Here is a 22,515-nt window from a genome sequence, read left to right on the forward strand (position 1 = left end):
CTTAGTATCTTTGATTGAGGGTCAGGCGGCGACTAGCGCGCCATGCTGCCGAAGGTGGTCGCGGAACAGCTCGGGATAGGTATCGACGACGGCGTTCCTGACGCTCGACCGATCGGCAAGCGCCGCACGCCACGCGTTCACGCGCGGCAGGCCGTCGAAGATCGCGGTCGCTGCCGCTGGGTCGATGATCCCGAAATAGCGGAAGAGCGGGGCATAGACAGCATCGACCATGCCGAAATTGAGGCCAGCAAAATACGGCCCTTCGCCCAGTTCCGCCTCCAGTTTGCGCAGCTTGTCGCGGAACGCGGTGCGCCGAGCGTCAGCGGTTGGAGCGTCCACGGCGTGGAGGAACTGCCAACCGTCGGCCATGGTCTGGGTTGCGAACTCGATCCAAGCGCGGTGCCGAGCGCGGACGAGAGGATCCTCAGGGTACATCGAGGCACCGTCTTGCGTTTCGTTCAGATATTCGCAGAGCACCATGCTCTCGAAGAGAACCGCATCCTCTCCGTTGGGCTGTCGCACCTTCAACACCGGGACCTTGCCGGTCGGCGATAGCGCCAGAAACCAGTCAGGCTTGGCTGACAGGTCGACGTTTATACGCTCGAACGGCACTCCCTTTTCCAACAGCGTTATCGCGGCGCGCTGGACGAACGGGCAGAGCGGGTGGCTTATGAGGGTTAGGTTTGTGTCGGTCATGGGCTGGCCCTTTGTCGAAATGATCAATCCAGGCGCCACTGCCGCAGTGCCGGTCCGATATCAGACAAATAGTTCCCGAATGCTCCGCCCGCTCGCCCGATACTCTCAATCTATTGCCCAATTGTCTCAAGGGGCTTTGCTCGGACGGTGAATGGTGTCATAATAAAACCATGACCGATCATCTTCAGCCCCATCTCAACCTTGCCCTGCGCCACGCGCGATCGGGGTTGACTGTGACGCCGATCCCCCGTCTCGAGATCGGAGTAGGTCAGACGACGTCCGGCACATCGCCCTGCCTATACCGCTCGATGATTTGCTTCATCTTGCAAGGTTCAAAGGACGTAACTATCCATGACAACCTGCTTCGCTACGGTGCTGAGCAGTATCTGGTCAGCGCTTTGGACTTGCCACTGAGCGGCCAAATCTACGACGCTGGCCATGGCCGACCGCATGTCGCAGTTTCGCTCGTTCTCGATCCTGCATTGCTTGCGCAAATTGCTTCCACCATGCCGCCAATACGCGACACCGACGCACCGGGCAGCGGTATCGCGATCAACCCAATGACGCCCCAAATTCGCGAAACATTGCTACGACTGCTTGCGCTGCTCGACACGCCGAGCGACATCCCCGTCTTGGCTCCAATGGCCGAACGTGAATTGCTCTATCGTCTCTTGCAGGGACCGCAGGGACGCCTGCTGCGTCATATTGCTCAGCCCGAAGGAGCGCTTGGCCGGATCCGGCGTGCGGTTGAGTGGATCCGAGACCACCATAACACTCGGTTGCGGATCGAAGACCTGTGCAATGCAAGTGGCATGAGCCGCGCCAGCTTGCACCGCCACTTTGTCGCACTGACCGGACTCAGCCCGATCCAATATCAGAAACAGATCCGTCTGCAGGAGGCGCGGCAGTTGCTGCTTGCCGGTGACAACAGCGCCTCCGACGTAGCATTTGCCGTTGGCTATGAAAGTGCCTCGCAGTTCAGCCGCGAATATCTCCGCCAGTTTGGAGCACCGCCCGTTCGCGACATGCGTCGGCTTAGACAGTCGATCGAGAACCTCGCAATTTACTGATCGTTGCGTCGCCGCCAGACCACGTGCGCTGACACCTTGTCGCGCATTCTGCCCGCAATGTGAGCTACCTAGTTTGCGCGTACATCAACTTGAACGCCGCGCCCGGGAAAAGCCCCGATCTGTCGCCATGAAGCGCTGGATCATGGGAATGATTTTTGCCCATCCGAGCTTATCCGGGAATACGTCCTGCTTTGCTCCGTAGGTGTTTCCCGAGCTGGCGGGGCGGCTGTTCGCCTTTGATGCGAATGCGCAACCTGCTGGTCGATGTCGGCGCGTGGCAGGAACCGCAGCGCTCGACGATAGCGCCGCCTTCGCCGAGGCCAGCCTGACTGCCCGCCGGGTGGGGCTCTTTGCTGTGTCGCATTGGGGCAGCGTCATAGGCGCACCTTCGCGCCGCTAAGGGGCTTGACCAATCTTATGCCATCCCCTAGATAATTGAGTATCTACTCGCTCAATATCGATAGGCGGAAAAATGGCGCGTCCCCTCAGTGAAGAAAAGCGACAGGCACTGCTCGGGGCAGCGGCCGAGTTCGTCGCCAGCCTGGGCACAGGCGCGTCCACGGCCAAGATCGCAAAGGCTGCTGGCGTTTCCGAGGGGACGCTGTTCACTTACTTTCCAACCAAGGACGATCTGCTCAACCAGCTCTTTCTGGAGATCGAGACCGACCTCACAGAGACGATGCTGGCGCCATATCCCGAGGACGACTCCGCCAAAGACCGGCTATTCGCGGTTTGGAACCGTCTGATTGACTGGGGACTGGCTCACGCCACGGCGCGCAAGGCCCTTCGCCAGTTGAAGGTGTCGGATCGTGTGACGGCGGAAAGCCGCAACCGCTGTCACGCCATGCAGCGGGATGCGCGGACGATGGTGGAGGAGTGTCTCGCCGGCCATGCCGCGCCTCACAGGATCGCCTTCTACATCGATACCATTCTCTTCGACTTGGCCGACATCAGCATCAACGCGGTCACGGCCAAGCCTCAGGAAAGTGACGCCATCCGGCAGGCCGGGTTCGACCTGTTCTGGAAGGGGTCTGCCGCCTGAGTTTTCACCCATAAATGAGCATGTACGCACTCACAGATAAGGATTGAAAATGTCTAATCGCAGGGGTTTCACCGAAGCCAACGTCCCACAACAGACAGGAAAAAGCTTCATCGTCACAGGCGCAAATACCGGCGTCGGTTTCGAAATCGCGCGGGTGCTTGCCGCCAGGGGCGCGCGCGTCCTGCTTGGCTGCCGCGAGCAGCCCAGGGCGCAGGATGCCATCGCGCGGATCAAGCGGATCACGCCGAATGCCGATCTCGTCTGGTTGCCGCTGGATCTTGGTGACCTCGACAGTGTTCGCACCGCAGCCGAGATCGCCGCGAAGGAGCCACGGATCGATGCGCTCATCAACAATGCCGGGATTATGAACCCGCCGCTGACGCGCACGAAGCAGGGGTTCGAATCGCAGTTCGGGGTCAATCATCTCGGCGTGTTCGCGCTGACCTCGCTGCTCCTGCCTAAACTTGCGGAGACTCCGGGAGCGCGGGTGGTCGTGACCTCGAGCGTCGCGCATTTGAAGGCCAAGATCGACTGGGACGACCTCAACGCCGACAAGAGCTATATCAAGACCGATCGCTACGGCGGCAGCAAACTGGCGAACGCGCTGTTCTTCTTCGAACTGGATCGTCGCCTGCGCGCGGCGAAGTCGCCCGTCACAGCAATTGGCGTCCATCCTGGAGTCGCCGCCACAAGTCTTGGCCGTCACATGGGGCTTGTCCAGATCGTAGGCCCAATTGTCGGCCTACTGCTCAACAGCGCCGAGAAGGGCGCGTGGCCGGCACTTCTGGCTGCGACCGGCAATGTGAAGCCCGGAGGCTATTACGGTCCCACCGGCTTCGGCGGAATCCGCGGTGTAGCCGGAGAAGCAAAGCGCGCGCCGCATGCCGACGATCCGGCGCTCGCGAAGCGGCTCTGGGACGTCTCCATTGCCATGACCGGCATCGATCCAGGCTTGCCGGCCGCCTGACCTCACGCACCAGATCACTCTCATTCCAAAACGTTCTCCGGGCTGTAGACGGTGAAGGGTAAGCTCGGGTGGTGGGCCGGCTTGACTGGCGGCTCTCCGGTAAATCCTACCCGCTCGAGTGCCATCTCCAGCGCAAGATGCGCCTGTCTTTCCGAGTTCTGGTCGATCGCCAGCGCCATGAGGCGCGCGTTCAGCAACTCGCGGTTTACGTCGGTGAGTTCATGGCCGACAAACAAGGGGCGATCATTGCGTGCCAGGTTTCTGATGGCCGCCGCTACGCCTCTGTTTCCCCCTCCAACGTTGTAGATGGCCACGGTGTCCGGGTGGCGAGCCAAAGCAGGACGAAGGAGTAGTTCTGAGAGGACGTCGTCGTCGCGGCCCTTCACAATTTCGGAAATGTGAAGGCGGCGCGCAGAGCCGGCGAGAAACTCCTTGAAACCGCGCAATCGTGCAGCATGGGCCTGGAAGCCGAGATGATTGCAAAGGATGAGGACAGAGCCCTGTCTGCGGACCATGCCGTCGATGAAATAACCGGCTGTCCTCCCGGCTTTGTAGTGGTCGATCCCTGCATAGGCGAGCCGTAGCGACCGCGGCAGATCAGAAATGATGGTGACGGTCGGTATGCCCTTGGCTGCGATCGAGCCGATCGCGCGATGGATCGCGTCGTGCTCCTGGGTATAGACGATGACCGCGTCGCACCGGGTCCGTCGCAGCGCTTGAGCCATGGTTTCGGGCCCTTCGTCCGTCAGGATGGTCTGCTGGATGATGACTGAACGATCCATGCGCGCCGGCAGCTTGCGAAACTCGTTGCTCATGCGGGCAATAAGCGGGATTTCCGGGCGCGCCAGCAACAGTTCTATCCGGACGGTCTTTTGATGAGCGCTGGGCAGGATTCGGTTGATCTCCAGTGTTCGGGCCGCTTCTAGGACCTTCTGGGCCGTCTTGACGCTGACATTTCCTCGTTCGTTGAGAACCCGGTCCACGGTTGCAACGCCCACACCTGCAAGCCTCGCCACGTCGTCGAGCCTGGCGCGCCGATGCTTTCGGTCCTTTCCCATGTCGCAGTCCATCCTGAAATTCGGGTGATTCCCGCGGTGATTTTGTCCTGTGAGATGCATACCCGTAGAACGTTTATGCCGGAAATGGCAAGAATTTCTCTTAAGTGATTGAAAACGATCAACATTTTACGAACATCTGTTCCAGATGTCTATATGGTTGGAATGCTTATTTCGTTGAGCCGCCACCAGAGGAGTGGTGTCACCTTCCATCCCTCTCCCAATCATGCGGGCGAGGACTGACAACAGGAGGAGAACTCAATTGACTCATATTGCGAGACTTAACACGCCCTTGCCGGCGGATACGCCCGGGCCGCATACCGCGCGCCTTGCCCTGATTTGCGTCATAGCGACCTTTGGCGGCTTGTTGTTCGGCTACGATACGGGCGTGATCAACGGCGCACTCGAACCGATGAAGGCGGATCTGGGACTTTCTCCCGCCAGGGAAGGTTTCGTGGTCAGCATTCTGATCTTCGGCGCGGCGATCGGCGCCCTTGTGGGTGGCCAGCTTGCCGACAAGTACGGGCGGCGTCAGAACATCCTGATGCTGTCAGTCATCTTCATCCTTGGTACGCTTGGCTGCGCGCTGTCGCCCAATTGGCAGGTTCTGGGCGTCTTCCGCTTCGTGCTGGGGCTTGCCGTGGGCGGGGCCTCGGCAACAGTGCCGATCTACCTTGCCGAGGTCTCACCCTACGAGCGGCGCGGCAGCCTGGTCAGCCGAAACGAAGTGATGATCGTGTCCGGGCAGTTTGCGGCTTTCGTCTTCAACGCAATCATCTTCAATATATGGGGTGAGCACGACAGTGTGTGGCGCTACATGCTGGTCATCGCGGTCCTGCCCGCAATTGCGCTGCTGATTGGTATGCTGCGCATGCCGGAAAGCCCACGCTGGCTGTCGTCGCAGAACCGTGACAAGGAAGCACTTGCCGTTCTCAAGCAGATCCGCACCCCGGCGCGGGCCGAGGCGGAGATGGCCGAGGTACGCAGGCTGGCAGAAGAGGAAAAGGAGGAGCGGCTGGGCGGCTGGGCCGATCTTCGCACACCCTGGATTCGTCGCCTGCTTTTCATCGGCATGGGGCTCGGCATTTTCCAGCAGCTGACCGGCATCAACTCGATCATGTATTACGGGACGCAACTGCTGCAGGATGCGGGCTTCTCCAGCGGCGGGGCGATCATCGCCAATACCTTCAACGGGCTCTTCAGCGTTTTGGGAATTTTGACTGGCCTCCTCGTCATGAACAAGATCGACAGGCGCGTCATGTTGCTCGGAGGCTTTGCCTTGACGACCACCTGCCACCTGCTGATCGGCCTCACCGCCCTCATGATGCCGGACGTGGCCCTCAAGCCCTACTCCATCCTGCTCTTCGTGGTCGGGTTCGTGTTTTCGATGCAAGGCACGATCGGCCCACTGGTCTGGTTGCTGCTGGCGGAGATATTCCCGTTGAAGATTCGCAGCTTTGCCATGGGAGTCTGCGTGTTCATGCTCTGGATTGCCAACGCCGTCGTAGCGTTCGCATTCCCACCGGTCGTCCAAGCGCTCGGCATAGCGCCGTCGTTTTTCATCTTCGCCGTTCTGGGGGTATTCGCCTTGATCTTCATCGCGACCATGGTGCCGGAAACGCGGGGCAAGACCCTGGAGGAGTTCGAAGAGGAGGTCCGCACAAAATATGCCGGCGAATCCGTCGGCCTGGCCCTCACATAGCGTGCAAGGAAACCGCGGCCCGTGCCGCGGTTTCCTCATCCCGGTTGCCGGCACTCACCTTGACTCATAGCGCCAGCGACTGTTGTGCCGGCTCCGGCGGGGCCAGATGGACGCCTTCCAGTTCCAGCATGTGCACCTTGGCGGTTGCGCCGCCGGGGGCGGAAAAACCGCCGACCCTGCCGCCGGCGGCGAGCACCCGATGGCACGGGATGATGAGCGGCACCGGGTTCCTTGCCATGGCCTGCCCGACATCGCGGGCGGCTTGCGGACCGGCCCCGAGCTCCTTGGCCAGTGTGCCGTAGGTGGTCGTATGGCCCCAACCGACGCGGCGCAGGGCGGCATAGACCCGCTTGAAGAATTCGTCCTGCCCCTCAAGATCGAGCCGGATGTCCGAAAAATCGATCTCTTCGCCGTTGAAATAGCGTTTCGCAGCGGTGATGGCTTCGTTTACCGCCGTCGGCGGGGCGGCGCGCTCGGCATCAGGCATGCGGCGCAGGAGATTTCGCTCGGTTGCCTCGGCGCTGCGCGTCGGCAACTGGAAGCGCACGACGCCGACGCTGTTCCAGGCGATGCCGCAGTAGCCGCCAGCGGTTTCGAAGACATGATATTGGGACGCGGCCATGCCAAAGCTCCTTCAGTTCGTTCCCGCCGAGCCGGGGTGTGGGGGTATCCGAGAAACCGGCGCCGACGAGCGAGGCGATGATCTTTTAGAATAACCCGATTCTCCCCCAGTTTGGCCCTCGATGCCACCCGTTTCTTGCTTAAGGCGGGGCATCGAGCCGGGAATCGTCCGCTGCCACCGCCTTCGGAATTCAACGGGTTCTCAAAATCGGACATTCCCTGCCTCCATGGGAATAGATTCACAATGTTCCCGTTTTGTTCTTGATCTCATGCGGGACTCGGCTATAATCGGGTCATTCAAAAAGAGATGAGGTCTGCCATGCTTGGAAAAGCCGGGAATGAAGCTTTGCGTCGTGATCAGAAGTCGTTTGCCTATGCCAATGGAGGCAAGGCGCGAAAATTCGATGATGCCGGAAAGAGCAATCTGCTTCTGGCGATCGTGCCGGAGCGCGACGTGGCGTTGAAGGCCGCCGAGATCGGCCGCGCGGTATCGCAACGGCATGGATTGTCGACAGGCTCCCGCCCGCATGATCTCATGCATGTCTCGCTGAATGCCGTTGGCAAATATGCCGATTTTCCCGATGATATCGCTTTTGCCGTGTCGGCTGCGATGGCGACGGTCAAGGCGGCGCCCTTCGAGGTGACGTTCGACCGGGTCATGCATGTCGCCAGCGCCAATGCCGTCGTGCTTGGCAATGCCGTGCGCAGCGAGGAGATCATGGATCTGCATGTGCAACTGGCCAAGGAAATGTGGGCTGTCGGGCTGACCTTCAGCTACAATCCTCGCTTCATGCCGCACATGACGCTTCTCGATGATGCGGCGCCTGTTGCGGAGCACAGGCTCGTCGAGCCGGTCAGCTGGATTGCGCGCGAGTTCGTTCTCATCCGCAGTGTCACCGGCAAGAGCGACTACGACTTTATCGACCGCTGGCCGCTGCTGGACTGAGGCGGCCATTAATCGCTGCTTGATGTTTGTCAGCGTCATGCTATCCCGCTTGCCGGCAAGCAAAGGGATGGCATGACGCATGAGCGTGACGATTTACGGCATCAAGAACTGCGACACGATGAAGAAAGCGCGCACCTGGCTGGACGGCCAAGGCATTGCCTATGATTTCCACGACTACAAGGCAGCCGGCATTTCGCAGGAGACGCTCCGGCGCTGGTGCGCGGCGCTCGGCTGGGAAACCGTGCTCAACCGCGCCGGCACCACGTTTCGCGCTCTGCCCGATGCCGACAAGGCGGGGTTGGACGAGGGCAGGGCGATTGCGCTGATGCTCGCCCAGCCGTCGATGATCAAGCGACCTTTGCTGGATCGTGATGGAGCATTCACGGCAGGCTTCAAGCCGGAGGTTTACGAGCGTATCTTTTCTGCTGTCGATGGCGGAAAGGAGGTATTGAAATGAGCACACCGACGATCCGTCTTCCGAACGATCAGCACGAGCGCTTGAAGGCGCTTGCGTCGGCCCGCGGGTTCAGCCTCAACACGCTCTTCGAAGAGCTTTCCGAAACGGCGCTTGCAGAGTTCGATGCGAAAACGCGTGTTCGGCCGGATCGAGGGAGCGAGCGGCGGCGCCTCGACGTTCTCGATCACCTCGATCGCGCCCACAGGGGCTGAACCATCCTCCTCGCGAAATTGACGGAACCCATGTCGAAAAGCACCCGTGCAACGCTTGCGCTGACAAAGGCCGGAGCCGCCTTTACGGTTCACACCTACGATTATGATCCCTCCGCCGACCGGATCGGCATGGCGGCGGCGGAAGCACTGGGCGAGGAGCCGCGCCGTGTCCTGAAGACGCTGATGGCGGAGGTGGATGGCAAGCCGGTCTGCGTCGTCGTGCCGTCCGATCGCGAGGTCAGCATGAAGAAGCTGGCAGCCGCCTTTCGTGGCAAGTCGGCGAACATGATGAAGCCGGCAGAGGCGGAGCGATTGACCGGCTACCATGTGGGCGGCATCAGTCCGTTCGGGCAGAAGAAGCAGGTCCCGACGGCGATCGAGGCGGAAGCGCTCGTCGAGCCGCTCGTCTATATCAACGGCGGTCAGCGCGGCCTGCAGGTGCGGCTTGCTCCCGAGGTTGCGCGCCAGGCCTTGAACGCCGTTGCCGCGCCGCTGGTTGCCTGAAGCTCAGAGCAATCGCGACAACAGGTCCGCAAGTTGCGCGGCCCCGGCGTCCGGCAGCCTTGCCCCGACATGCTTGGCGATGGCCCTGGCATAGACGTCCCACATCGTCGAACGCAGGGCGCGGCCTTTTTCCGTAATCACCACCCAGCGGCCGCGGCCATCGTCGTCGAAGACCTGTCGTTCGACCAGGCCTTCCCGCTCCAGCCGGTCGATCAGGCGCGAGAGATTGTATTGCGCCAGAAGCGTGCGCTCTTCGATCTCGAACGGCCGCAAGCGTCCGCCATGGGCGCGGGAGAGCTCCCAGAGCACATCGTACCAGCCAAGCCCCGGCAGGCCGGCGGCCTTTAGGTCATGCTCGATCAGGGCAAGCAGCCTTTGCTGTGCCCGCATCAGGTTGACCCAGGCCTGCGTGACATCGGGGCTCGGTGCGGGAGCGGGTGCGTCTTCTTTATCGGACATACATGCATCTACATCTAACTTGACGGCGCTGGCAAATGCTAATACATGCAGTTGCATCTAAATAGTCGGAGTAATCCCATGCAATCCGAAAAACTCACCCTCATCAGCCATTATCTCTGCCCCTACGTGCAGCGCGCCTCGATCGTGCTGGCGGAAAAGGGGGTGGCCTTCGAGCGGCGATATATCGATCTCGCTGCCAAGCCGGATTGGTTTCTGCGCGTTTCGCCGCTCGGCAAGGTGCCGCTGCTGGCAATCCCGCAGGCCGGCCGCGACGACGCGATCCTGTTCGAAAGCACCGTGATCTGCGAATATCTGGAGGAAACCCAGGCAGGTGCGCCGCTGCACCCGGCCGATCCGCTGACCCGTGCGCGCCATCGCGGCTGGATGGAATTCGGCTCGTCGATGCTTGCCGATCTCTGGGTTTACGAGACGACCAAGGATGCCGAACAGTTCGAAGCCAAGCGCCAAGTGCTCGCGGCAAAATTCGTTACACTTGAACAGGAGTTGGGGGACGGACCCTATTTCGCGGGCGAGCACTTCCGCATGGTCGATGCCGTCTTCGCGCCGGTGTTCCGCTATTTCGAGCTGTTCGAAAGTCTGTTCGACAGCGGCATCTTCGACGGGAAGCCACGCGTCAACGCCTGGCGCAAGGCGCTTGCCGCCCGGCCGAGCGTCGTGGAGGCGGTCACAGCCGATTATCGGGAGCGCCTCATGGCCTTCCTGCACCGGCATGACGCCTATCTTCTGGCGCGCAGCAAGCTCGCGGCCTGATCGATGATGTGATGGGCGGCACTCGCAAAAGCCTTCTGTTTTGGTCCGAAGCGCATTAAACAGGGGTTCGGACTAGAGCCGGATGATTTTAGGTCGAATTGACCTAAAATCTGAATCCGCTCTAGAATCAAATAAGTAGAGCATGATGTCGTCCGAAAACCGCTTACACTTTTCGGCATCATGCTCTAACAAGTCAGGATATGCGATGACCTTCCATTCTCCCGCCCATCAAGCCGTCGATCCCGTCAAGCTCGACAAGCTCGCTGAAGTCGCCGTCAAGGTGGGTTTGCGGCTCGAGCGCGGACAGGAACTGGTGATCACGTCGCCGATCGCCGCCTTGCCGCTGGTGCGCCTGATCACCAGGCACGCCTACATTGCCGGCGCTGCACTGGTCTCGACCTTCTATTCCGACGAGGAAACGACGCTTGCGCGCTATCGGCATGCGCCCGACGAGAGCTTCGACCGCGCGACGGACTGGCTCTATGACGGCATGGCCAAGGCTTACGGCAAGAATGCCGCCCGTCTCGCGATTTCGGGCGACAACCCGATGATGCTGGCGGCGCAGGACCCGGCCAAGGTGGCGCGCGCCAACAAGGCCAATTCGATCGCCTACAAGCCGGCACTGGAGAAGATCTCCAATTTCGACATCAACTGGAACATCATCTCCTATCCGAACCCGGCCTGGGCTAGGCAGATGTTTCCGGGCGATCCTGAACACGTTGCCGTCGAAAAGCTCGCCAATGCGATCTTTACCGCCTCGCGCGTCGATGTCGACGATCCGATTGCGGCGTGGGCAGAGCACAATGCCAATCTCGCCCGGCGTTCGTCCTGGCTGAACGGCGAGCGTTTCTCAGCCCTGCATTTCACCGGCCCCGGCACGGACCTGACGGTCGGCCTGGCTGACGGCCATGAATGGCACGGCGGCGCCTCGACCGCCAAGAACGGCATCACCTGCAATCCGAACATCCCGACCGAGGAAGTCTTCACCACGCCGCATGCTCTGCGTGTCGAAGGCCATGTGTCGAGCACCAAGCCCCTGTCGCATCAGGGCACGCTGATCGACAACATCCAGGTTCGTTTCGAAGGCGGCCGGATCGTCGAGGCCAAGGCCACCAAGGGCGAGGAAGTGCTGAAGAAGGTGCTGGATACCGACGAGGGTGCGCGGCGCCTGGGCGAAGTGGCGCTGGTGCCGCATTCCTCGCCGATTTCGGCAAGCGGCGTCTTGTTCTACAACACCCTCTTCGACGAGAATGCCTCCTGCCATATCGCGCTTGGCCAGTGCTATTCCAAATGCTTCCTTGACGGCGCGTCGCTGAGCCAGGAGCAGATCAAGGCGCAGGGCGGCAATTCCAGCCTGATCCACATCGACTGGATGATCGGTTCCGGCGAGGTCGACATCGATGGTGTCCGGCCGGATGGCGCCAAGGTCCCGGTGATGCGCCAGGGCGAGTGGGCCTGACCACCGCCGGGATCATCGGCAGAGCTGGCTGACCGAACGGCTCTACTTCGATCTTCAAGCTGCGGCGGCAAAGAAAACAGCGGTTAGGACCTGACGGGCAGGGCTGCGATGGGAGCGGTCGTTCGCCGCGCCATCTGCGTCCGTTGTGCCATCCAGACGCTGACCAGCACGGCAGCCATGCCGATGATCTGCACCATCGTCAGGTTCTGCCCAAGCACGCCCCAGCCGAGCAGCGTCGCCACCAGCGGGCTGAGGAAACCGAGTGATGCGACGGCCGCGGGCTCGAGTTTAGACAGGCCGCGAAACCACAACAGATAGGTGAAGGCAGCACCGATCAGGCCGAGCCAGGCAATGCCCAGCACATTTGCCAGTGTCGGCGTCGGCAGGGCGGGTTCAAGCAGCACGGCGATGGGCAAAAGCAGCACGCCGCCGGCGGTCAGTTGCCAGGCGGTAAAGGTCAGGCTTGAAACCGGCGGCGTCCAGCGGCGGGTCAGAACCGTTCCGAAGGCCATGGAGACGGCGCCGGCAAGCCCGGCGATGATGCCGATCGGGTCGAGTGCTGCGCCGGGCGTCAGGACCAGAAGACCGACGCCGGCCATTCCGACGGCGCCCGCCACGATCGCCAGCGGCCTGATTGCTGTGCCAATCAGCAGGCGTGCCAGCGCCACGACGATCAGCGGCTGGATGGCGCCGACCGTTGCGGCGACGCCGCCCGGCAGGCGGTAGGCGGAGACGAACAGCATTGCCCAGAAGAATGAGAAATTGAGTGCGCCGAGAACGATCGAGCGCATCCACCAGATGCCTTGCGGCAACTGCCGGACGACGAGCAGCAGTACCAGGCCGGCCGGCAGGGCGCGCAGCAAGGCAACCGTCAGCGGATAACCATGCGGCAGGAATTCGGTGGTGACCAGATAGGTGCTGCCCCAGATGGCGGGTGCAATGGCGGTCAGTCCGATATCGGGCAGGGAGGATGCATTTGTCTTCATTTGAAGTATCTCGATTTCAAGATAATATCATATCGCCATTTATCTTGACGTCAAGATGAATTCTTTCTAGATGGGATGGATCAAGGACCAGGCGCCACGGCTATGAAAGAGGATCACGTCGACAGAATTCTTGGGCAGTGGCGGACCGAACGGCCCGATCTCGACGTCGAGCCCATGGGTCTGCTCGGCCGGTTGGCGCGGCTCGCGACCTATCTCGGGCGGGAGGTCGAAAAGACGTTCCTCGAGCTTGGGCTGACGTCCGCCAGTTTCGATGTGCTGGCGGCGCTGCGGCGGTCCGGCGCGCCCTATCAGCTCTCGCCCGGCGATCTCCTGGCAACGATGATGATCACCTCCGGCACGATGACCAACCGCATTGACCAGCTGGAAAAAGCCGGCCTCGTCGAGCGCCTGACCAATCCAGAGGATCGGCGCAGCGTGCTGATTGCCCTGAAGCCTGAGGGACTCGACCTGGTCGAGCGCGCCGTCACGGCGCATGTCGCCAACCAGCATCGTCTGACGGCTTTTCTGGAGCCGGACGAGCGCGTCGCGTTCGATGCGATCCTCAGGAAATATCTCCTGGCGCTCGAATAGTATCAGCAGGCGAGGTCGGCGACCACGGCGTCAAGGATCAGCATGCCGGCCGGCGTGCAGCGCAGGCGGGAATTCCCGAGCCGTTCGATGAAGCCGTGCTCGATCAGGAACTGCTCGCGATCCGGATCGGGCTCGCGGCCGGAGAGGCTTTGCCAGCGCACGAGGTCGATGCCTTCCTTCAGCCGCAGGCCCATCAGCAGCAGTTCGTCGGCCTGCTCGTCGAGGCCGAGAACCTCCTGATCGATCATGCCATGGCCCTGTTCTTCCACCAGTTTCAGCCATTCTTCCGGCTTGCGCTCGGTGGCGGTGGCGATCTTGTTGCGGCCCATGCCGAGCCGCCCGTGCGCGCCGGGGCCGATGCCGGCATAGTCGCCGTAGCGCCAATAGGTGAGATTGTGGCGGCTTTCGGCGCCGGGCGCGGCGTGGTTGGACACCTCGTAGGCCGGCATGCCGAAACCCTCGGTGATCTCCTGCGTCGCCTCGTAGAGCACGGCCGACTGCTCGCCATCCGGGACGATCAGCTTGCCCGCCTTGTGCAGCCCATAGAAGGGCGTGCCTTCCTCGATCGTCAGCTGGTAGAGCGACAGGTGATCGACGGCGTAGGAGACGGCCTGCTTCAGTTCCTGCTCCCAGTCCTCGACCGTCTGGTTCGGGCGGGCGTAGATCAGGTCGAAGGACATGCGCGGGAAGATGTCGCGTGCCAGCCCGATCGCCTTCAGCGCGTCTTCCACGTTGTGCAGCCGGCCAAGGAATTTGAGGTCGCGGTCATTGAGCGCCTGAACGCCGAGCGAGACACGGTTGACGCCGGCAGCCCTGTAACCACGAAAACGCGTTGCCTCGACGCTGGAGGGATTGGCCTCCATGGTGATCTCGATACCGTCGGGCACATGCCAGAATTTCGCGATACCGGAGAGCACGGCCTCGACCGTCGCAGGGTCCATCAGCGAGGGCGTGCCGCCGCCCATGAAGATGCTGGTGACGGTGCGCGGGCCGGAAAGGCGGCGGGCTTCCGCCATCTCGGTCAGGAATGCCGAGACGAAACGCGGCTGGTCGACCGGCTGGTGCCGCACATGGCTGTTGAAATCACAATAAGGGCATTTGGCGGCACAGAAAGGCCAATGCACGTAGACCCCGAAGCCGGGGTCGGTGCTGTCACCAATGGAGGAGAAACTGGCCATTCCGTTTGGTTCTTTCAGGCGCCGAGGCAGGTCTCGGCAAAAAGCTTGAAGGCGCGGGCGCGGTGGGACAAGGCTTGCGCATCGCCGGGCTTCCAGCCGTGCTTCGCGTCGGCGCTCATTTCACCGAATGTGGTGTCGTAACCGATCGGTTGAAAGACCGGGTCGTAGCCGAACCCTTGCGTCCCGCGCGGCGGCCAGACGATGTGGCCTTCGACTTCGCCACGAAACAGCTCGACATGCCCATCCGGCCAGGCAAGGCAGAGCACCGAGACGAAGCGGCCGGTGCGCCGATCGAAGGCCGTCGCACCCGCGTCCCGAAGGGCGGTCTCGACCTTTTCCATCGCCATGGCGAAATCGCGCGTGCCGTCGGCAGTCTCCGCCCAGTTGGCGGTGTAGACGCCGGGATCACCGTTCAGTGCATCGACGACGAGCCCGGAATCATCCGAAAGCGCCGGCAGGCCGGAGGCCTTCGCCGAGGCGAGCGCCTTGATCGTGGCGTTTTCCTCGAAGGTCGTGCCGGTCTCGTCCGGCTCGGCGAAATTGAGGTCGGCGGCGGATTTCGCCTCGAAACCAAGCGGGCCGATCAGGTCGCGGATTTCGCGGATCTTGCCTGAATTGTGGCTGGCGACGATCAGGGTCTTGTCTTCAAGTTTGCGCATCTGCGTCTTTCTCATTCGGGCCGTCCGCCCCCATGTCGTTCATTCGTGTCAGTCGATATTCCAAAGACTGGCTTCGGCGCATTCGAGGCTGTTTCCGGCCGGATCGCGAAAGTAGAACGAGCGCGCGCCCGATGGCCACTGCACGCGGGATTCGATCGCGACACCGGCGGCCTTCAGCTTGTCCTCCCAGGCGTCGAGGCCCTGGGCCGGCACCCGCAGGCACATGTGGCCCGGCCCGTGCGTGCCGTGCGGCGGCACTTGCAAGCCTCCTTCCGGCGGCGGCTTCACGGTTTCCGCCGGATTGAAGATCAGAAGGACGCCGGGACCGCAGCGAAAGAAGACATGCCGGTTGCCGGCGCGGCTGATCTTGTCGAGCCCGAGAACGGAGCCGTAAAACGCCTCCGCCCGGTCGAGATCATCCACATAGAGCGCCGTCTCCAGTATGCCTTCGAACGCCGCAGTCATGGCTCAGCCCTCGATCGCCCGCTTCTGCAGGCTGACCAGCTCGGCAATGCCGTTCTTGGCGAGGCCCATCAGCGTGCCGAATTCCTCTTCCGAGAACGGCTTGCCTTCCGCCGTGCCCTGGATTTCGACAATGCCGCCGGAGCCGGTGATCACGAAGTTGGCGTCGGTCTCGGCCGCCGAGTCTTCCAGGTAGTCGAGGTCGATCACCGCCTGGTTGGCGAAGATGCCGCAGGAGATCGCGGCGATATGGTCCTTCAGCACCTTTTCGACCTTGATCATGTTGCGCGCTTCCATCCAGGCAAGGCAGTCGCGCAAGGCGATCCAGGCGCCGGTGATGGAGGCCGTGCGGGTGCCGCCATCGGCCTGGATGACGTCGCAGTCGATCGAGATCTGGCGTTCGCCGAGCGCCTGCAGGTCGACCACGGCCCTGAGCGAGCGGCCGATCAGCCGCTGGATTTCCTGGGTGCGGCCGCTCTGCTTGCCGCTGGCGGCCTCGCGCTTCATCCGTTCGCCGGTGGCGCGCGGCAGCATGCCGTATTCGGCGGTCACCCAGCCCTTGCCGCTGTTGCGCAGCCACGGCGGCGTCTTGTCCTCGAGGCTGGCGGTGCACAGCACATGCGTATCGCCGAACTTGACGAGACAGGACCCCTCGGCATGTTTGGAAACGCCGCGCTCGAACGAGACTTTGCGCATCTGGTCGGTTTTTCTGCCGGAAGGCCGCATTGTGAACTCCTGTGATGTTTTGTCAGCCTTCTAGCCTATGTTGGGAGGAAGGGAAATCATTTGCGCGGAAAAGAACAGCGACCGGGCAAGCGCTGTGGGCGAAGGCTTCCGGGCCAATTTCCCTTTTGCTATCAGGGGCCGGGATCACTATATTTCAGTTGGTCGAAACAGAATGGGTTTTTGCGTTCGAATGATGGTGGAGAAATCTGCGATGCGGGAGAGGCTTTCGGCGCTCGACGAGCGTTCGGGGGAAATTTTCCGCCGGATCGTGGAGAGCTATCTGGAAAGCGGGGAGCCGCTGGGATCCCGCAGCCTGTCGCGACTGTTGCCGATGTCGCTGTCGCCGGCTTCCGTGCGCAATGTCATGAGTGATCTCGAGGACCTCGGCCTCATTTACTCCCCGCATATCAGTGCCGGTCGCCTGCCGACGCAGGTGGGCCTGCGTTTCTTCGTCGATGCCTTCATGCAGGTGGGAGACCTGTCGGCCGAGGATCGAGCCTCGATCGACCGGCACGTACGCCGCAATGATCGCGACCAGTCCGTGGAAACTCTGCTGACCGAAGCAAGTCAGATGCTCTCCGGCATGTCGCGCGGCGCAGGGCTTGTCATCACCGCCAAGAGTGATCCGGTGCTGAAGCATGTCGAATTCATGCGCCTGGCGCCGACGAAGGCGTTGGCCGTCCTGGTCGGCGATCATGATCAGGTCGAAAACCGCATCATCGAGCTTCCGGCCGGCGTCACCAGTTCACAACTGACGGAGGCTGCCAACTTCCTCAATGCGCATCTCGCCGGCCAGACGCTGCCGGAAGTGCGCGGCCAGCTCGAAAAGGTCAAGGAAACCGTCCGGCGCGAACTCGATACGCTGAGCCAGGATTTGGTCGAGCGGGGTCTTGCAATCTGGTCGGGTAGCGAGACGGAGGGGAATCCGACGAAGCTGATCGTGCGCGGCCGCGCCAATCTGCTCGAGGGGCTCGCCGGTGCCGAGGACATCGACCGACTGCGCATGCTGTTCGACGATCTGGAAAAGAAGGACAGCCTGATCGAAATTCTCAATCTCGCCGAAAGCGGACCGGGGGTTCGCATCTTCATCGGCTCGGAAAACAAGCTGTTTTCGCTGTCCGGCTCGTCGCTGATCGTCGCCCCCTACAGGGATGGCGACGACAAGATCGTCGGTGCGGTCGGCGTCATCGGCCCGACGCGGCTCAACTATTCGCGCATCGTACCGATGGTGGATTACACTGCACAATTGATGTCGCGGTTGTCTCGATGATCCCACAGCAGAGCTTGGTTTTTCCGGCAGGTCGGCGATTGAACCCTTGATTTTTCGCCCTCAAAGCTCGATATCGGCTACAAATCCTAACATAGCGACATACCGGAGACCGTCATGACCGACGACACGAGCAAACATGCAGCAGATGCCAACGCAGCCGAGGAAGCCGCGGTGAACGCTGGAGCTGCCGCTGAGAAGGTCGAAGCCGCCGCTGTCGAACCCGATCCCCTGGAACTCGCCAGGGCCGAGGCCGCCGATTATCGCGACCGTTACCTGCGCCTTGCCGCCGAGATGGACAATCTGCGCCGCCGCACCGCGCGCGATGTCAAGGATGCGAAATCCTATTCCGTCGCCGGCTTTGCCCGCGACATGCTCGCCGTATCCGACAATCTGCGCCGCGCGCTCGATGCCATCCCGGCTGACGCACGTGCGGCCGGCGATGCCGGCTTCACCGCGCTGGTCGAAGGCGTCGAGATGACCGAACGCGCCATGCTCTCGGCGCTTGAGCGCCACGGCGTCCAGAAGCTGGAGCCGGTCGGCCAGAAGTTCGACCCGAATTTCCATCAGGCGATGTTCGAGGTGCCGAACCCCGAAGTGCCGAACAACACCGTCGTGCAGGTGGTTCAGGCCGGTTACACCATCGGCGAACGCGTGCTGCGCCCCGCCATGGTCGGCGTCGCCAAGGGCGGCCCGAAGGCGGTTGCAGCGGAAGAGACGCCGGCTGCCTAACGAATAATCTGCTTACCTGACGGCCAATCTCCCGAATGGCAGGCGATTGGCCGTCAGATAACGGCTTCTATCAAAAAGGGGCCGTGGCGCGACAAGGCATGATCGAGAAGTCCGGTGAATTCCTCGCACGTGTGGGCGCGGGCCGCTTCGACCCCCAATCCCTTTGCCATCGACACCCAGTCCAGCAACGGATTGTCGAGATCCAACATTCGCCGGGCGTTTTCCCCGATCGTCTGAACTCCGACGTTGCGCATCTCTCCATGCAATACCGCATAGGTGCGGTTGGCAAAGACGATCGTGATGATGTCGAGATTTTCCCGGGCCTGGGTCCATAGTCCCTGAACGGTATACATCCCGCTCCCATCGGCTTGCAGGTTCAAAACCTTTCGGTCGGGGCAGGCGATCGCAGCGCCGATGGACAAGGGTATACCGATGCCGATGGCGCCGCCCGTGTTCATCATGAAGTCGTGTGGAGCCGACTGTTCGGACAATGAAAAGAACCTTCGGGCCGAGGTAATGCCTTCATCGCAAACGATGGCGTTGTCCGGGAGTTTTTGCGCCACGATCACGGCGACTGCGTCTTCCGTGAGCGCGCCGCTGGGCCGCCCTTCATCCGGGACGGTCTTTGCCTGCGGCACTGCCTGCGAGCCTTTTATCCCCAATTCATCCCGAAGCTCCTCCAGCGCCCTTTTCAGGTCCTCGCCATGCGCTGCCAAAGTCAGCACCTGGCAGCCCTTGTGAACGAGCCGTCCAGGCTTGCCCGGGTATGCGAAGAAAGCAACCGGCTCCGGTGCGCCGACGAGGACGAGAACGTCAATATCGGCCAGCACCTCCAATGCCGCGTCGATCGGGTAGGGGATGCGGGTTGGCGCCACACGGCCGACACCGCGCTGCATATGCGCCACCTGCACTTCGCTGAACAGGCGTACGTTGAGCGCGGCCGAGATTTGCCCGGCGATCTTAAGGGAATCGGCCAATGCTGCTGTTCCCCTGACAAGTAGTGCGGCACGGCCGCGGGCTTTGCGGATCGCTTCCGCTGCGCTGCGTATTGCCTCACCCTTGGTGGCGGGAGGCGCGGGACGATCGATGACTGCCGACGCGGGCGGCCTTGCCTCACCCCACGCCGCATCGGCAGGCAGGATCAGGGTTGCGATGCCCGGAGGCGACAGCGAGGCATGAATAGCGGCTTGTGTTGCCCGGGCAACGTCGTCGGGCCCTTCTATCCGCCTTACCCAGTTGGACATCGGCGCAGCCAGGCACTCGATATCCGCTGTCAGAGGCGCGTCGAGAGGAAGATGATACGAGGCATGATCGCCGACGACATTGATCATGGGAACGCGCGCGCGCCGGGCATTGTGCAGGTTGGCGAGCCCGTTTGCCAATCCCGGTCCCGTATGGAGCAGCGTTAGAGCCGGCCGGTTTGTCATCCGTGCATAGCCGTCGGCAGCACCGGTCACCACGCCCTCGAAAAGCCCCAGCACGCAGCGCATTTCAGGCCGGCGATCGAGAGCCGCGACAAAATGCATCTCCGAGGTGCCGGGGTTGGCGAAGCAGATGTTGACGTCATTGGCCAAAAGCACATCGCAAAGAACATCAGCACCGTTCACGGTCAGCCTCCCCTCCGCCCATTGCCGCGTGAACGCTCAAGAACATTGAGCGCGAGCCGTTTCTACCACGCGCACCGTCTCCCGACAATTTGCGTGGCAGGGCATCCTCTGTCCACCAAACTGCACAATATCACCCGAACAACTGCCGCAGATGATCGTTCAGGAAGCGCCCCTCCGGATCGAGCTTGTTGCGCAGCGCCTTGAAGTCACGCGCACGCGGATAGAGCGCTGCCACGTCCTCCGCGCCGAGGAAATGCAGCTTGCCCCAGTGCGGGCGTGAGCCGAACTGGCGAAGGATGTCGTCGACATCCTTCAGGTAGTTCCAGTAATCGGTACCCGGCTGGCCGGAGACGGAGAGCGTGATCGAATCCTGTTCGAAGAACGGGCTGATCCAGCCGCCGTCGCCGGCGGTGAAGCGGTATTCGATCGGATAGATGCAGGTCGGATGCTTCTCCAGCATCAGCTTGCGCACCTCCATGCACGCCTGCTTGCCATATTTCACCGGCACCGCATATTCCAGCTCGTGGAAGTTCGGCACATATTCGATCGGGTAGATTTCCGAGGAATAGGCGATCTTCTCGAAGGGGCCTTCCATCGGCGGCCGATCGGTGATGTCGATCGTCTTCATCTCGCAGACGTCGGACAGGCTGGCCGTGGTCGAGACGGAGGACGTATCCGGCAGGCAATAGCAATGGCGGCTTTCGGGCACCGGGCACCAGAAGAAGCCGAAATGCCGATGGGTTGCTGCCAACTCGTCATGTTGCTCCATGCATTCGTCGAACGTGCAGCGCCAGAGCTTCTCATGCAGATTGTAGCTGTCCATCACCTGCAGCGTGATTTCCGAGATGACGCCGAGCATGCCGATGGAGACGCGGGCGGCTTCGAGCATGTCCGGCTGGTTGTCGCCGATGACAAGCACGCGGCCGTCCGGCTGCACCAGCCGCATGCCGACGATCTGCGAGGCCATGTTGCCGAGCTTCAGCCCGGTCCCGTGTGTGCCGGTCGTCAGTGCGCCGGCCAAAGCCTGGCTGTCGATGTCGCCCTGGTTGATCATCGACAGGCCGTTTGCCTTGAGCGCCTTGCCGAGCGTGTTGATCGTCGTGCCGGCATGCACCGAGACCCGCTTGCGCGCCGTGTCGATATTGGTGATGCCTTGCAGCTTCGACAGCGTCAGGTGCAGGCCGCTGGTCAGAGCCACCGGGGTGAAGGAATGGCCGGAGCCGGCGCAACGCACGTTCAGTCCGTTCGACGTCGCCTCCCGCACCATCTCCGACAAGGCAGCCTCGCTCTCGGGCGCGCCCTTGTGCCGGACGATGCACGACTGATTTCCCACCCAGTTTCGCCAGTGTCCGCCTGCGTCCATCATGGTCCCGTTCTCCCTATTGGTGTTCAGACAGCCGTGAAGCAGTTGTCGACGAACAGATGCGTGCCGTTGACAAAGCTCGATTCGTCGCTGGCCAGGAACAGGGCTGCCTGCGCGACTTCCATCGGGTCGCACATCCGGCCCTGCTGGGCGGCGATAGCAGCGTCCGAAACATCGACGCCATATTTTGCCAGGCCCACCAGCTCGCGCTTGCCGTGGTCGGTGGCGATGAAGCCGGGGCAGACGGCATTGGAGCGGATGCCGCGATCACGGAACTCGACGGCGATGGCGCGGGCAAACATATGGCAGGCGCCCTTGGTCGTGTCGTAGAGCACCTCCATCGGCGTCGCGGCGACGGCCGAGATCGAAGAGGTGGAGACGATGCTGCCACCGCCGGCGGCCAGCATGCCGGGCAGCACGGCCTTGGTCATAAGGAACATCGAGCGCACATTGACGGCCATCAGCCGGTCCCACTCGTCTTCCTCCGTCTCGAGGAACGGCCCGACGGCGAGGATGCCCGCATGGTTGAAGAGGACGGTAATATTGCCGAAAGCATCCTCGACGGCTTTTACCGCCGCCTTCACCTCGGAGGACACGGACACGTCCGCCGGCGCGAAAACGGCCTGCCCGCCCTCGGCGCGGATTGCGGCTGCCACCTCCTCGCCCTTGCTGCGCGGCAGGTCGACAATGCCGACGCGGGCGCCCTCGCGGGCAAAAAGCTGGGATGCGGCAAGGCCGCAGCCCCCCGCGCCGCCGCTGATCAACGCCGTCTTTCCGCAAAGTCTGCCCGCCATGGCCCCGTTCTCCTCGTTTGTTGATGCGAGGATTATTGTTGACGGCAGGGCGGCTGTCGATAGCCCATCAGGGCTTCAGAAATAGAAACGAACGCCCCGGAAACGACGACTATTTTCGAAGAGACGGAGCGCAGCCGCCGAAAGCGCATTTGCCGGCGTGCGGGCCATCCCGGCCAGACGGAGCCCTTA

Annotated in this window: 26 protein-coding genes; 13 read left to right on the plus strand and 13 right to left on the minus strand. The window is 62.0% G+C overall.

The genetic code is table 11. From position 1 onward, the window contains the following. Window positions 1-21: 21 nt before the first annotated feature. Complete coding sequence (locus A3AY_RS0101315) at window positions 22-696, minus strand: glutathione S-transferase family protein (RefSeq protein ID WP_026202998.1); 675 nt, start codon at window positions 694-696, stop codon at window positions 22-24. A gap of 170 nt (window positions 697-866) precedes the next feature. Between A3AY_RS0101315 and A3AY_RS0101320 the strand changes: the two genes are divergently transcribed. Continuing rightward, complete coding sequence (locus A3AY_RS0101320) at window positions 867-1,766, plus strand: AraC family transcriptional regulator (RefSeq protein WP_026202999.1); 900 nt, start codon at window positions 867-869, stop codon at window positions 1,764-1,766. An 84-nt stretch (window positions 1,767-1,850) separates the two neighbouring features. On the opposite strand, the gene A3AY_RS41330 is transcribed toward A3AY_RS0101320, so the two are convergent. Beyond that, window positions 1,851-2,144 (minus strand): DUF2274 domain-containing protein, encoded by a 294-nt coding sequence (locus A3AY_RS41330; RefSeq protein WP_112864727.1) that lies wholly within the window; start codon window positions 2,142-2,144, stop codon window positions 1,851-1,853. 94 nt (window positions 2,145-2,238) lie between these two features. Here A3AY_RS41330 and A3AY_RS0101325 point away from each other — a divergent pair, with 94 nt between their 5' ends. Next, window positions 2,239-2,808 (plus strand): TetR/AcrR family transcriptional regulator, encoded by a 570-nt coding sequence (locus tag A3AY_RS0101325; protein WP_018323867.1) that lies wholly within the window; start codon window positions 2,239-2,241, stop codon window positions 2,806-2,808. Window positions 2,809-2,857: 49 nt separating this feature from the next. Continuing rightward, on the plus strand, window positions 2,858-3,775 hold the full coding sequence (locus tag A3AY_RS0101330) for an oxidoreductase (RefSeq protein WP_018323868.1): 918 nt from the start codon (window positions 2,858-2,860) through the stop codon (window positions 3,773-3,775). A gap of 20 nt (window positions 3,776-3,795) precedes the next feature. On the opposite strand, the gene A3AY_RS0101335 is transcribed toward A3AY_RS0101330, so the two are convergent. Continuing rightward, window positions 3,796-4,833 carry a LacI family DNA-binding transcriptional regulator gene (locus A3AY_RS0101335; RefSeq protein ID WP_026203000.1) on the minus strand — a complete coding sequence of 346 codons (1,038 nt, stop codon included), beginning with the start codon at window positions 4,831-4,833 and terminating at the stop codon, window positions 3,796-3,798. 259 nt (window positions 4,834-5,092) lie between these two features. On the opposite strand from A3AY_RS0101335, the gene A3AY_RS0101340 reads away from it, so the two are divergent. Next, window positions 5,093-6,532: a sugar porter family MFS transporter gene (locus A3AY_RS0101340; protein ID WP_234913013.1), complete on the plus strand. Its 1,440-nt coding sequence runs from the start codon at window positions 5,093-5,095 to the stop codon at window positions 6,530-6,532. A gap of 64 nt (window positions 6,533-6,596) precedes the next feature. On the opposite strand, the gene A3AY_RS0101345 is transcribed toward A3AY_RS0101340, so the two are convergent. Next, the gene (locus A3AY_RS0101345; RefSeq protein WP_018323871.1) at window positions 6,597-7,154 is read right to left on the minus strand and encodes a methylated-DNA--[protein]-cysteine S-methyltransferase; all 558 of its coding nucleotides are present in this window, start codon (window positions 7,152-7,154) and stop codon (window positions 6,597-6,599) included. A gap of 345 nt (window positions 7,155-7,499) precedes the next feature. Here A3AY_RS0101345 and A3AY_RS34335 point away from each other — a divergent pair, with 345 nt between their 5' ends. The 4 genes from A3AY_RS34335 to ybaK all read left to right on the plus strand — a co-directional run bounded on the left by A3AY_RS34335 (window position 7,500) and on the right by ybaK (window position 9,272). Next, complete coding sequence (locus A3AY_RS34335) at window positions 7,500-8,099, plus strand: 2'-5' RNA ligase family protein (protein WP_162709228.1); 600 nt, start codon at window positions 7,500-7,502, stop codon at window positions 8,097-8,099. Between the two features lie 79 nt (window positions 8,100-8,178). After that, entirely contained in the window at window positions 8,179-8,556 is a 378-nt protein-coding gene (locus A3AY_RS0101355; protein WP_018323873.1) for an ArsC family reductase, read from the plus strand. After that, window positions 8,553-8,768, plus strand: a complete 216-nt coding sequence (locus tag A3AY_RS0101360) for a hypothetical protein (RefSeq protein WP_018323874.1) — start codon at window positions 8,553-8,555, stop codon at window positions 8,766-8,768. The genes A3AY_RS0101355 and A3AY_RS0101360 overlap by 4 nt, the downstream gene beginning before the upstream one ends. Before the next feature lie 30 nt (window positions 8,769-8,798). Continuing rightward, window positions 8,799-9,272, plus strand: coding sequence for a Cys-tRNA(Pro) deacylase (ybaK, locus tag A3AY_RS0101365; protein ID WP_018323875.1), 474 nt, complete (start codon window positions 8,799-8,801; stop codon window positions 9,270-9,272). A 3-nt stretch (window positions 9,273-9,275) separates the two neighbouring features. On the opposite strand, the gene A3AY_RS0101370 is transcribed toward ybaK, so the two are convergent. After that, entirely contained in the window at window positions 9,276-9,788 is a 513-nt protein-coding gene (locus A3AY_RS0101370) for a MarR family winged helix-turn-helix transcriptional regulator (RefSeq protein ID WP_083925874.1), read from the minus strand. A gap of 21 nt (window positions 9,789-9,809) precedes the next feature. Here A3AY_RS0101370 and A3AY_RS0101375 point away from each other — a divergent pair, with 21 nt between their 5' ends. Both A3AY_RS0101375 and A3AY_RS0101380 read left to right on the plus strand, forming a co-directional pair. Then, on the plus strand, window positions 9,810-10,502 hold the full coding sequence (locus tag A3AY_RS0101375; RefSeq protein ID WP_018323877.1) for a glutathione S-transferase family protein: 693 nt from the start codon (window positions 9,810-9,812) through the stop codon (window positions 10,500-10,502). Between the two features lie 205 nt (window positions 10,503-10,707). Then, window positions 10,708-11,961, plus strand: coding sequence for an aminopeptidase (locus A3AY_RS0101380; RefSeq protein ID WP_018323878.1), 1,254 nt, complete (start codon window positions 10,708-10,710; stop codon window positions 11,959-11,961). 83 nt (window positions 11,962-12,044) lie between these two features. Here the strand turns inward: A3AY_RS0101380 and A3AY_RS0101385 are convergent, their stop codons facing one another. Continuing rightward, window positions 12,045-12,947, minus strand: a complete 903-nt coding sequence (locus A3AY_RS0101385; RefSeq protein WP_018323879.1) for an EamA family transporter — start codon at window positions 12,945-12,947, stop codon at window positions 12,045-12,047. A 102-nt stretch (window positions 12,948-13,049) separates the two neighbouring features. Here A3AY_RS0101385 and A3AY_RS0101390 point away from each other — a divergent pair, with 102 nt between their 5' ends. Next, window positions 13,050-13,538 carry a MarR family winged helix-turn-helix transcriptional regulator gene (locus A3AY_RS0101390; RefSeq protein ID WP_018323880.1) on the plus strand — a complete coding sequence of 163 codons (489 nt, stop codon included), beginning with the start codon at window positions 13,050-13,052 and terminating at the stop codon, window positions 13,536-13,538. A gap of 2 nt (window positions 13,539-13,540) precedes the next feature. On the opposite strand, the gene hemW is transcribed toward A3AY_RS0101390, so the two are convergent. Genes hemW through rph form a run of 4 tightly spaced genes read right to left on the minus strand, consistent with a single transcriptional unit; the run spans window position 13,541 to window position 16,563 of the window. Further along, complete coding sequence (gene hemW, locus A3AY_RS0101395; protein WP_018323881.1) at window positions 13,541-14,716, minus strand: radical SAM family heme chaperone HemW; 1,176 nt, start codon at window positions 14,714-14,716, stop codon at window positions 13,541-13,543. A 14-nt stretch (window positions 14,717-14,730) separates the two neighbouring features. After that, window positions 14,731-15,375, minus strand: coding sequence for an RdgB/HAM1 family non-canonical purine NTP pyrophosphatase (gene rdgB / locus A3AY_RS0101400; RefSeq protein ID WP_026203002.1), 645 nt, complete (start codon window positions 15,373-15,375; stop codon window positions 14,731-14,733). A gap of 48 nt (window positions 15,376-15,423) precedes the next feature. Then, entirely contained in the window at window positions 15,424-15,840 is a 417-nt protein-coding gene (locus A3AY_RS0101405; protein WP_018323883.1) for a VOC family protein, read from the minus strand. 3 nt (window positions 15,841-15,843) lie between these two features. Continuing rightward, the gene (gene rph, locus A3AY_RS0101410) at window positions 15,844-16,563 is read right to left on the minus strand and encodes a ribonuclease PH (protein WP_018323884.1); all 720 of its coding nucleotides are present in this window, start codon (window positions 16,561-16,563) and stop codon (window positions 15,844-15,846) included. Window positions 16,564-16,753: 190 nt separating this feature from the next. On the opposite strand from rph, the gene hrcA reads away from it, so the two are divergent. Together hrcA and grpE are read left to right on the plus strand one after the other, a co-directional pair. Then, on the plus strand, window positions 16,754-17,833 hold the full coding sequence (hrcA, locus tag A3AY_RS0101415) for a heat-inducible transcriptional repressor HrcA (RefSeq protein ID WP_026203003.1): 1,080 nt from the start codon (window positions 16,754-16,756) through the stop codon (window positions 17,831-17,833). Window positions 17,834-17,947: 114 nt separating this feature from the next. Further along, window positions 17,948-18,562: a nucleotide exchange factor GrpE gene (grpE, locus tag A3AY_RS0101420; protein WP_018323886.1), complete on the plus strand. Its 615-nt coding sequence runs from the start codon at window positions 17,948-17,950 to the stop codon at window positions 18,560-18,562. A 53-nt stretch (window positions 18,563-18,615) separates the two neighbouring features. Here the strand turns inward: grpE and A3AY_RS0101425 are convergent, their stop codons facing one another. From A3AY_RS0101425 to A3AY_RS0101435, 3 genes are all read right to left on the minus strand, one after another. Further along, complete coding sequence (locus tag A3AY_RS0101425; protein WP_018323887.1) at window positions 18,616-20,169, minus strand: acetolactate synthase large subunit; 1,554 nt, start codon at window positions 20,167-20,169, stop codon at window positions 18,616-18,618. A 130-nt stretch (window positions 20,170-20,299) separates the two neighbouring features. Then, window positions 20,300-21,535 carry a D-arabinono-1,4-lactone oxidase gene (locus tag A3AY_RS0101430; RefSeq protein ID WP_018323888.1) on the minus strand — a complete coding sequence of 412 codons (1,236 nt, stop codon included), beginning with the start codon at window positions 21,533-21,535 and terminating at the stop codon, window positions 20,300-20,302. A 23-nt stretch (window positions 21,536-21,558) separates the two neighbouring features. Next, window positions 21,559-22,326: an SDR family NAD(P)-dependent oxidoreductase gene (locus tag A3AY_RS0101435; protein WP_018323889.1), complete on the minus strand. Its 768-nt coding sequence runs from the start codon at window positions 22,324-22,326 to the stop codon at window positions 21,559-21,561. Window positions 22,327-22,515 lie beyond the last annotated feature (189 nt).

It is taken from the genome of Rhizobium giardinii bv. giardinii H152 (assembly GCF_000379605.1).
Taxonomy (GTDB): domain Bacteria; phylum Pseudomonadota; class Alphaproteobacteria; order Rhizobiales; family Rhizobiaceae; genus Pararhizobium; species Pararhizobium giardinii.